The sequence below is a fragment of the Amycolatopsis ultiminotia genome (genome assembly GCF_039536925.1).
GTDB lineage: Bacteria > Actinomycetota > Actinomycetes > Mycobacteriales > Pseudonocardiaceae > Amycolatopsis > Amycolatopsis ultiminotia.
Window position 1 is genome coordinate 1 of record NZ_BAAAZN010000025.1, and the last position, 9,710, is coordinate 9,710.

The window sequence follows — 9,710 nt, forward strand, 5'->3', positions numbered from 1 at the left end:
AGGGTTGTGGGAGAGTAGGACACCGCCGAACTCAACCCAAAAAAGGTAGTGGTGGTGTGGGGCGGGGCCCCGGTCGAGAACCCGAGCACGGTTCTCCCAGACCCCAACCCACACCACCACTTTCTTCTATCCCCACCCCCCGGTGGTGACCCACCACGACAGGCGATCGTGCAATGCCCCCGCCCACAGGCGGGCCGGGAGCGGTGTGTAGCGCAACCCCCCACAGCGGGATGATGTTGCCGGTGACCCGGGCATTACTGTCGGGATGCCGCCATCCTGCAGCACCATCCCCCGACCCCGCAGCAACACCCGCACCCCCGGCCCGGCACGGGACCGGCACGGACCGCCAGCAAGCGGGTTCTGCATCCCACCCGACAATCGGGGGACGCCATCCCAGCCCCCGCCGGCCGCCAACACCAACCCAACCCCCGGCCCGGGACCCCGCCCGGCCCGGACCGCCATCGAACGAGTTTCTGCCTCCCACACCCCACCCCACAACAGGGGACGTGTGAGGCCAGACCCCCGCCCCACAGCAGCGCCGCGATCAGACCCCGGGCCCCATCGAGCGGGCCCGTGCACGCTTCGCGTACAAGAATCCCACACCCGACCCAACGACCGGATGCTCACCATCCCAGCCCCCGCCAGCAGCCAACACCGATCCAGGCACCACCCACCCGGCACCCCGGCCCGATCGACACCACCAACCGCCCGGCCCCGCATCCACTGCCACCACCACACCTCGAACCACACCCCACCCGACAGCTAGGTTCACGAACCACACTCGCTCGACGGCAAGGTTCGCGAGCCACATCACCCCGGCAATCGAGCCACGAACCAGGCCACCCGAACCATAACCAGGCCCCGTATCCCACACCCGACCCAACGACCGCCTCGGTCCTGCTTCGCGCCGCGCCGGTCTCCCCGGGGCGCGTCGGACCGGCTGCCGCGGGAGTCCTGGTCGCGGCGAGCCGACCGTCCGGACCCCTCATCCGCTGAGTCCCGTCGACCGAACTCGGACACCTGGCCTCCTGCGGGCTCGCCATCCTCACCCGGCCGGCGGGCTTGTCTCGATCTAGGCTCCGCCCGGCGCCGTGCCCACAATCGCGCGGCACGACCCGCCACAGGTCCGGTTGACGCCACCTGCATCCGACAGCCCCAAGCAGCACAGCCCGTCACTGCCGCACGCGCCCGGTCGCTCGCTCTCGACCGTTCGCTGCGGTGTTCGCTCACTCCTCCTGTGGTCGTCGCAGGAGGTAGGTGTCCATGATCCAGCCGTGCCGCTTCCGGGCCTCCGCGCGGGTCTCGCGGATCTGTTCGGCCAAGCTCCCGTCCAGCGGTCCGGACAGCAGGATCTCTGCTGGTGTTCCGACATACGCGCCCCAGAAGATCCACAGGCCCTGGTCGGTGAACCGGTCGAACGTCGTGTGTGCGTCGAGCAGTACGCAGACGTCGTCGGCGTCGGCGGGCCAGCCTTGGGACAGGCGGCGGCCGGTCGTGAACTGCACTGCCCGCCCGATCTGGTTCATCGTCGTACGGTGGCGCGCGACGAGTGCGGCGACGCTGCTCACTCCCGGCACCACCTCGTAGTCGAACGCCACCGTCCCCCTCGCCAGCACCGCTTCGACGAGGGCGATCGTGCTGTCGTACAGCGACGGGTCGCCCCACACCAGGAAGGCGCCGGTCTCACCGTCGCGCAGCTCGTCGCGGATCAACCGTTCGTAGACATCCGTGCGGAGCTGATGCCAGTCCGCGACCGCGGCACGGTAATCCGGTGGTGTCCGATCGCGCTCCGGATCCTGCGCGGTCACCACGCGATACCCCGACCGGGTCACGAAGCGTTCCAGGATCTCCTGCCGCAGCCGCACCAGATCGGCCTTCGCGGTCCCTTTGTCGAGGACGAAGAACACGTCGACCCGGTTGAGCCGGTCGACCGCCTGGACGGTCAGGTGCTCGGGATCGCCCGCACCGATCCCGATCGCGTAGATCTTCCGCATGGCCGCAGTCTGCCCGCCGGGGTAACCGGGCTCACCGCCGGGCCGGATGGCACACCCCTACCCCCGATGGGTATAAAGGTGACATCGGACGACGATGCCTGCGAAGGAGAACCGCGATGACTGAAGCCACCTACACCGTCGAGGGGATGACCTGCGCACACTGCGTCGGGGCGGTGAAGGAGGAGGTCGGCGAGCTGACCGGGGTACGCTCGGTCGAGGTGGATCTGGACTCCGGCGCGGTGAAAGTGACCAGCGAGCAGCCGCTGTCGCACGACGTAGTCGAGGCCGCGGTCGTCGAGGCCGGTTACCGGCTCGCGGCGTAGGGCGCAGGCATGAGCACGACAGCACACGACAGTTCCCGAACGGTCGAACTCGTCATCGGCGGGATGACGTGTGCTTCGTGCGCCGCCCGCGTCGAGCGCAAGCTCAACAAGGTCGAAGGCGTCGCGGCGAGCGTCAACTACGCCACGGAGAAGGCGCACGTCGAATACCCCGCCGCCGTTTCAGTCGACGACCTGGTGGGCGTCGTCGAGGCCACCGGTTACACCGCGAAGGCACCGGAGCCGCAACAGGCCGACCAGCCCGAGCGGACCGACGACGAGACGCGGACGTTGCGGGAGCGCCTCGTTTACTCCGCCGTCCTGACCGTGCCGGTGATCGTTCTCGCGATGGTCCCCGCCGCGCAGTTCGACAACTGGCAGTGGCTGTCTCTCACGCTCGCCGCGCCCGTGGTGGTCTGGGGTGCCTGGCCGTTCCACCGGGCGGCCTGGACGAATCTCCGGCACGGCGCCGCGACCATGGACACCCTGATTTCGCTGGGCGTTCTCGCGGCCACGCTCTGGTCCGTGTACTCCCTGTTCTTCGGTATGGCCGGGATGCCGGGGCTGCGTCACGGCTTCGAACTCACCGTGTCCCCGGGAGGCGGTACCGGCAACATCTACCTCGAGGTCGCTTCCGGCGTCACCACGTTCATCCTGGCCGGCCGCTATTTCGAGGCGCGGGCCAAGCGTCGCTCCGGTGCGGCCCTTCGCGCGTTGCTGGAGCTCGGTGCGAAGGACGTTGCGGTGCTGCGCGATGGCCGTGAGCGGCGGGTGCCGGTGGACGACCTGCGAGTCGGCGACGTGTTCGCGGTGCGGCCAGGGGAGAAGATCGCCACCGACGGCGTGGTCACCGAGGGTGGTTCCGCGGTCGACGTCAGCATGATCACCGGCGAATCCGTACCGGTCGAAGTCGCGGTGGGTGAGGGCGTGACCGGTGCAACGGTGAACGTCGGCGGGCGGATCCTGGTGCGTGCAACCCGGGTCGGCGGCGACACCCGGCTTGCGCAGATGGCCCGGCTCGTGGAGGAAGCGCAGAACGGCAAGGCCGCCGTCCAGCGGCTGGCCGACCGGGTGTCCGCGGTGTTCGTGCCGATCGTGCTGGTGCTGGCGCTGGGCACACTGGCCGCCTGGCGCGCGAGCGGTGGCGACGTGGCCGAGGCGTTCACCGCGGCGGTTGCGGTGCTGATCATCGCCTGCCCGTGCGCGCTCGGGCTCGCGACCCCGACCGCGCTGCTGGTCGGCACCGGGCGCGGTGCCCAGCTCGGGATCCTGATCAAGGGACCGGAGGTGCTCGAATCCACCCGGCGGGTCGACACGATCGTGCTGGACAAGACCGGGACCGTCACGACCGGGCGGATGAGCCTGGCCGAGGTGCACGTCGCGAAGGGGACCACCGAGGACGAGGTGCTCCGCTACGCGGGAGCGGTCGAACACTCGTCGGAGCACCCGATCGCGAAGGCTGTCGCAGACGGCGCACGCGAACGAGCGGGGGAGCTGCCGGTCGTCACGGAGTTTCGGAACACGGCGGGACTCGGCGTTTCCGGTGTCGTGAACGGGACCGTCGTACTGGCCGGTCGCGCCGCGTTCCTGGCGGACCGGAGCGTCGCCGTCGACGACCGGCTCACGCTCGCCAAGGTGAACGCTGAAAAACAGGGAGCCACCGCCGTCTTCGTCGCTTGGGACGGTGCCGCGCGGGGCGTGCTGGTGGTGTCGGACACGATCAAGCCCACCTCGGCGCAGGCGGTGGCGGAGCTTCGCGCCCTCGGTCTGCGTCCCGTCCTGCTGACCGGCGACAACGCCGGTGCGGCGGAAGTGGTAGCCGAGGCCGCCGGGATCACCGAGGTCGTCGCCGAGGTGCTGCCGGAGGACAAGGTTGCCGCGGTGAAACGCCTGCAGGGTGAGGGCCGGGTGGTCGCGATGGTGGGCGACGGCGTGAACGACGCCGCGGCGCTGGCCCAGGCCGACCTGGGCCTGGCCATGGGCACCGGCACCGACGCCGCCATCCAGGCCGGCGACCTGACCCTGGTGCGCGGCGACCTGCGCGCGGCGGTCGACGCGATCCGGCTGGCCCGCCGCACCTTGGGCACCATCAGGGGCAACCTGTTCTGGGCGTTCGCGTACAACGTGGCGGCCTTGCCGCTCGCCGCTTTCGGCCTGCTCAACCCGATGATCGCGGGCGCGGCGATGGCCTTCTCGTCCGTTTTCGTCGTCTCGAACAGCCTCCGCCTGCGCCGCTTCCGCGCAGCTCACTAGGGCACGATCGGGTGGCGAGGCCGCGCCGGTGTGCGGGCAGGTGGGTCGTCGCTCGACGACGTTGCGGGATCACTGCGCAGATGTCCACGGATCGTCCAAGGGGTTGGCCACCCGGTCCGAGCGCGCGCCCAGACGGCGCCCGGGACGGGTGGATCCGCAGGTGCCGCGTCAGGGGCGGGACCACCAGCGCGCACCGGCAGCATCCCCAGCCACACGCTGCAGCTCTCGCCAGACACGCCCTGGGTGTCCTTGGCCGGGGACGTCGGTGGCGGGAGCTGCCGTATCGGGCCAAGGGGACGGTCGGCAATCGGTTCCGGCGCCGCTCGCGCAGCGGGATCATCGCGAGGCATCAGGCCATCGGCCGGTCCCGCAAGCTGCGCCTAGCCTGCGACCGTCACGGACGGCCGCTGTCGGTCGCCGATGGCACCCTGTTCACCAGGCCATAGCGGGAGTCGAGGGCCGCCGACCGGTCGAGGCTGTTGGCTGACCCGGCGACTGTTCCCGAACACCGTGACCACCGGATCGGCCGGCTGCGCCACGGCCGGCACCAGCTTTCGACCGCGCTGCCTACCAGCTCCGCACCCTCGCCGAACGCTGCGCCAGCCGCCTCAAGCAGCTCCGCGCCACCCGATTCGACAGACCACACTCCGAGTCAAGGCATGGCCACGGTGCTCGGCTGGCTTTGCGGACACCCCGACCGCTGCCGGGACACCAGCGGGGCCGAGATCGGTCGCCACGGCCGATGCGGTCAGGAACGGACCAGGCGGGCGATCGCGTCGGAGGCTTCCCGGACCTTCAGCTCCGCCTCCTCGCCGCCGGTGGCCGCGGCCTGGACGACGCAGGTGGCCAGGTGCTCGTCGAGCAGCTCGAGCGAGAACGACTGCAGAGCCTTCGTCGCCGCGGAAACCTGGGTCAGGATGTCGATGCAGTACTTGTCCTGTTCGACCATGCGCTGCAGACCGCGGACCTGACCCTCGATCCGGCGGAGGCGTTTGAGGTAGGCCTCCCGTTCACTGCCGTAACCGGTCATGGTGCTGTGTCCCCTTCGTCGGCCTGTCGCTCGACGTCCAGCATACCCTCCCGGTGTATCCGTCGCGGGGATCAGCCGGGGGAGGCTGCCTCGCTGAGTGCCGACGTGCGGCGCTGGCTCGGGACCGGGGTTCCCTCGTCGTCCAATGCGGTGTTCGCGGTGGCCAGGAGTTCGCGGGTGCCGCGCAATGCGGCCGTCAATCGCTGCCGCAGGGCAGTCAGCTCGGCCACGCGGCGCTCGGCGTCCGCGACGACCCGGCCGGCGTGCTCGGTGGCCTGGGTGACGACGCCGTCGGCCTCCGCCCGTGCGGCGGCAGTGCGTTCGGCTATCTCGCGGAGCACATCCGTGCGGCGCTCGGCGAGCGTGCGGGTGACGTGTTCTGCCAGCCGGTGCCGCTCTTTCGCCGCGGCTTCGTCGGCGGCGGCGCGCTCCTCGGCCGCACGGTGCAGCAGCTCCTCGTGCTGCTGCCGCTGCTGCTCGCGATCCCGTTCGATGGCCTCGGCCAGCGCGCGTTCCTTTTTGGTGAGCCGCACGGCCTCCGCCTTCGCGTCGGCGACGATCTGCCCGGCGGTCGCCTCCGCCCGTGCGGTGATCTCCGTGGCCTCTTCGCGGGTCAGCTCGATCATCCGGCGCGAACGTTCCTGCAGCGCGTCCGCTTCGATGGGGGTGCGGCTGATCCGGTCGACCGTGGCGCGCAGCGCGGTGTTGTGCTCCGCCAGCACGGCCGCCTGGCGCGCGGCAGCGTCGCGCTCGGCCGCCAGCCGCCGGAACTCCGCCTCGACCCAGGCCACGAATTCCTCGACCTGGCCACGGTGGTAGCCGCGCCACGCCGGATCGAAAGCCGGTCGTGCGGGCATCGGGTCCTCGCCACCGCCGGGGGCCATGCGCTCACCTCCCATTTGGATGGTTTCTCCTCGGGCGCTCGTTTTTCTTGCCGCTCCGGGGAATTTCGCCTGCCTCCAGTGTGCCCGAAGTTCGGCCGGTAAGGGGGAACGGGGGCCGATCAATCTTCGACCGGATCCTCCGGGCCGGTCGCGGTGCTGCGCACGCCGGGCAGTTCCGCCAGCTCCGCGGTGAGATCGGCGAGATTTCCACGGCCCTGCAGGCGCAGCGTCACGACCGCGATTCGTTGCCCCTCTTCGGAAACCGTCTCGCGATCGACCGCGACCCGGTGCACCGCCCACCCGCGGTCGGTGCACGTGGTCAGCACGGCACGCAGAACCCCGTGGCCGTCGGCGTAACTGAGCCGCAGGATCGGCGGCTGCCGTTGATGGCGTGCCACGAAGCGGGAAAGCGGCGGGAATCCACGGGTAATCACGACGAGCCCGGCCGTGGTCGCGGCGGCGAGCACCGGCAGCCCGGCACCGCACGCGACACCGACTGCCGCGGCGAGCCACACCGTCGCGGCGGTGGTGAGTCCGCGCACCGCGTCGCGGCGCACGAAGATCAGGCCGCCGCCGACGAACCCGATACCGGACACGATCTGCGCGGCGATCCGCGACGGATCGAGCGCGACGTGGTCGAGGCCGAGCAGATCCGCGAACCCGTACTTCGACACGAGCATGAACACCGCTGAGCCGACGCCGACCAACGTGTGCGTGCGCAGCCCTGCCTGTTTGTTGCCTGCCTCGCGCTCAAGGCCGATCACGGTACTCAGCACCAGCGCGAGCACGACCGGAAGCAGCAGTGACCACTGCTCGCCGGTGGACCACAATGCGTGCACGGGATGACCTCCTCGGCGGTCACTGTGCCCGGTGCCCGGCACGTCCGCGCGCCCGGGTGGGTGAACACGCCTAAGCTCGGCGCATGGCCCGGTATTTCGACGTGCACCCGCAGAACCCGCAGCGCCGCGCTCTCGGTCAGGTCGTGGACCTGCTGCGCGAGGACGGGCTGATCGCCTACCCCACGGACTCGTGTTTCGCGCTCGGCTGCCGGCTGGGCAACCAGCGCGGGATGGAGCGCATCCGCAGCATCCGCAAGCTGGACCACCGGCACCACTTCACGCTCGTCTGCCAGGATTTCGCGCAACTCGGCCAGTTCGTGCACATCGACAACACGGTGTTCCGCGCGATCAAGGCCAGTACGCCCGGCCCGTACACGTTCATCCTCCCGGCCACCAAGGAGGTGCCGCGCCGGCTGCTGCACGCCAAGAAGAAGACGGTCGGCGCGCGGATCCCCGAGCACGTGGTCACCCAGGCGCTGCTCAGCGAGCTGGGCGAGCCGATTCTCTCGAGCACGCTGTTGCTGCCCGGCTTCGACGAGCCGCTGACGCAGGGCTGGGAGATCAAAGAGGAACTCGACCACGTCGTCGACGCGGTACTCGACTCGGGGGACTGCGGTGTGGAGCCGACCACGGTGATCGACTTCTCCTCCGGCGAGGCCGAGGTGGTGCGGCAAGGTGCCGGGGACGCGTCCCGCTTCGAGTGACGGTGATCGGTCGCCGGCTCACCCGGATGGGGAGTGCGGCGTGAAATTCCTGCCGACGACGACCGTGAGCCCGCAAGTGCGGGAAGGGTTGACCGAAGAGCCCCGGCAGTCGGTGATGACCGGACATGCGGACTTCATCGCCAAGATCCGCGCCTCCGGCGACATGATCAGCACACAGGCGCTGGGCGGGCCCGGCGACAGCGCGGTCGCGCGCGTGCGCGACGGCGTGCCGTTCGTCGAGCCGAAGGAGTTCGGCCGCCACTTCGTCGAATGCGAGAACCGGACGCTGGAGGTCGCCGCGATGATCCCGGACGCCGCGATCGAGGGCCTCGGCGTCGAGGTCCGGCCGGTCGTGTTCTTCGCCGACGCGGACTCCGGGACCGAACTCGGCTGATGGACGTCGGGGAGCTGCTCCGGCCGCTCGCCGGAGCAGGACGACACGCTGGCCCTGCCGCCACCCCGATCTCACAGGTCGCGCTCACGTTACGCGCGGTCGGCGGGCTGACGACCGGGGAGATCGCGTTCCTCGTGCCGGAAGCGACCATGACGCGACGGATCACCCGCGCGAAGGAGAGCATCGCCGCCGCGGGTGCGGCCTTCGCACCACCGTCGGCGGAAGACCGGCCGGCCCGGCTGCGAGTGGTGCTGCAGGTGCTCTACCTGATCTTCAACGAGGGGTACGTGGCTTCGTCCGGTGATCAGCTGCACCGGGTGGAGCCGTCCGAGGAGGAGGTCCGGCTGCCCCGTGACGTGCACGCGCCCCTGCCGGGCGACGGCGAGGTGACCGGCCTCCTGTACGCGGAGCGTGCTGCTGGCCTTCAGGCTGCCGCCCGCCGCGGCGGGCAGTTGGTGCCGCTCGCCGAACAAGATCGTCGCAAGTGGACGGTGCCGCACATCGTGGAGGGGTGGAGCCGGTGAACCGGGCCCGCCGGAACGGCGCCCGGCGGGCCCGTACCAGGGCAGGCAGCCGTCGCCGCGCCGCACGACCAGGCACTCAGCACCGACACCACCGACTGGACGCAGATCCTCGAGCTGTAGGACCTGCTGGAACACCTCTCACCGGGTCCAGTGACCACGGGGCGATCGCTGTCGCCATGGTCCAGGGCCCGCAGGAGGGCTGGCGCTATTCGCGACCCTCGATGGTGACCCGCTGCTCAGCCAGAGGCACCGGCTGGACGCGATACCCGCGCACCTGCTCGAGCTCGCCACCGATCCGGCATGCGCGCACGAGCCTTACCTGCGCGCGGTGGAGCGGGCGAGCAGCCTCGCGGGATGTGAGTACCTCGGGTCGCGCGGTGGAGCGGGCGAGCAGCCTCGCGGGATGTGAGTACCTCGGGTCGCGCGGTGGAGCGGGCGAGCAGCCTCGCGGGATGTGAGTACCTCGGGTCGCGCGGGGGAGCGGGCGAGCAGCCTCGCGGGATGTGAGTACCTCGGGTCGCGCGGTGGAGCGGGCGAGCAGCCTCGCGGGATGTGAGTACCTCGGGTCGCGCGGGGGAGCGGGCGAGCAGCCTCGCGGGATGTGAGTACCTCGGGTCGCGCGGTGGAGCGGGCGAGCAATCTCGCGGGATGTGAGTACCTCGGGTCGCGCGGGGAGCGGGCGAGCAATCTCGCGGGATGTGAGTACCTCGGGTCGCGCGGGGAGCGGGCGAGCAATCTCGCGGGATGTGAGTACCTCGGGTCGCGCGG

9 protein-coding genes are annotated in these 9,710 nt (G+C 70.6%); 5 read left to right on the top strand and 4 right to left on the bottom strand.

What is annotated here, in order from left to right:
* Positions 1-1,226 precede the first annotated feature (1,226 nt).
* A complete protein-coding gene (gene cobF / locus ABD793_RS37505; RefSeq protein ID WP_344868248.1) occupies positions 1,227-1,994 on the bottom strand; it encodes a precorrin-6A synthase (deacetylating) in 768 nt (255 codons plus the stop codon).
* Between the two features lie 116 nt (positions 1,995-2,110).
* Here cobF and ABD793_RS37510 point away from each other — a divergent pair, with 116 nt between their 5' ends.
* Together ABD793_RS37510 and ABD793_RS37515 are read left to right on the top strand one after the other, a co-directional pair.
* Positions 2,111-2,317, top strand: coding sequence for a heavy-metal-associated domain-containing protein (locus tag ABD793_RS37510; RefSeq protein WP_344868249.1), 207 nt, complete (start codon positions 2,111-2,113; stop codon positions 2,315-2,317).
* Positions 2,318-2,326: 9 nt separating this feature from the next.
* Complete coding sequence (locus ABD793_RS37515) at positions 2,327-4,567, top strand: heavy metal translocating P-type ATPase (RefSeq protein ID WP_344868250.1); 2,241 nt, start codon at positions 2,327-2,329, stop codon at positions 4,565-4,567.
* A 748-nt stretch (positions 4,568-5,315) separates the two neighbouring features.
* Here ABD793_RS37515 and ABD793_RS37520 read toward each other — a convergent pair.
* From ABD793_RS37520 to ABD793_RS37530, 3 genes are all read right to left on the bottom strand, one after another.
* Positions 5,316-5,597 (bottom strand): metal-sensitive transcriptional regulator, encoded by a 282-nt coding sequence (locus ABD793_RS37520; RefSeq protein WP_344868252.1) that lies wholly within the window; start codon positions 5,595-5,597, stop codon positions 5,316-5,318.
* A gap of 71 nt (positions 5,598-5,668) precedes the next feature.
* A complete protein-coding gene (locus tag ABD793_RS37525; RefSeq protein WP_344868254.1) occupies positions 5,669-6,481 on the bottom strand; it encodes a DivIVA domain-containing protein in 813 nt (270 codons plus the stop codon).
* Between the two features lie 119 nt (positions 6,482-6,600).
* Positions 6,601-7,320 carry an MgtC/SapB family protein gene (locus ABD793_RS37530; RefSeq protein WP_344868255.1) on the bottom strand — a complete coding sequence of 240 codons (720 nt, stop codon included), beginning with the start codon at positions 7,318-7,320 and terminating at the stop codon, positions 6,601-6,603.
* Positions 7,321-7,403: 83 nt separating this feature from the next.
* Between ABD793_RS37530 and ABD793_RS37535 the strand changes: the two genes are divergently transcribed.
* Genes ABD793_RS37535 through ABD793_RS37545 form a run of 3 tightly spaced genes read left to right on the top strand, consistent with a single transcriptional unit; the run spans position 7,404 to position 8,942 of the window.
* Entirely contained in the window at positions 7,404-8,024 is a 621-nt protein-coding gene (locus ABD793_RS37535; protein ID WP_344868256.1) for an L-threonylcarbamoyladenylate synthase, read from the top strand.
* Between the two features lie 40 nt (positions 8,025-8,064).
* A complete protein-coding gene (locus ABD793_RS37540) occupies positions 8,065-8,418 on the top strand; it encodes a YciI family protein (protein ID WP_344868257.1) in 354 nt (117 codons plus the stop codon).
* The gene (locus tag ABD793_RS37545) at positions 8,418-8,942 is read left to right on the top strand and encodes a DUF6596 domain-containing protein (RefSeq protein ID WP_344868258.1); all 525 of its coding nucleotides are present in this window, start codon (positions 8,418-8,420) and stop codon (positions 8,940-8,942) included. Before ABD793_RS37540 ends, ABD793_RS37545 begins: the two co-directional genes overlap by 1 nt.
* Positions 8,943-9,710 lie beyond the last annotated feature (768 nt).

Coding starts and splice junctions, on each gene's coding strand:
- cobF (WP_344868248.1), bottom strand. CDS start 1,994: ATGCGGAAGATCTACGCGATCGGGATCGGTGCGGGCGATCCCGAGCAC.
- ABD793_RS37510 (WP_344868249.1), top strand. CDS start 2,111: ATGACTGAAGCCACCTACACCGTCGAGGGGATGACCTGCGCACACTGC.
- ABD793_RS37515 (WP_344868250.1), top strand. CDS start 2,327: ATGAGCACGACAGCACACGACAGTTCCCGAACGGTCGAACTCGTCATC.
- ABD793_RS37520 (WP_344868252.1), bottom strand. CDS start 5,597: ATGACCGGTTACGGCAGTGAACGGGAGGCCTACCTCAAACGCCTCCGC.
- ABD793_RS37525 (WP_344868254.1), bottom strand. CDS start 6,481: ATGGCCCCCGGCGGTGGCGAGGACCCGATGCCCGCACGACCGGCTTTC.
- ABD793_RS37535 (WP_344868256.1), top strand. CDS start 7,404: ATGGCCCGGTATTTCGACGTGCACCCGCAGAACCCGCAGCGCCGCGCT.
- ABD793_RS37545 (WP_344868258.1), top strand. CDS start 8,418: ATGGACGTCGGGGAGCTGCTCCGGCCGCTCGCCGGAGCAGGACGACAC.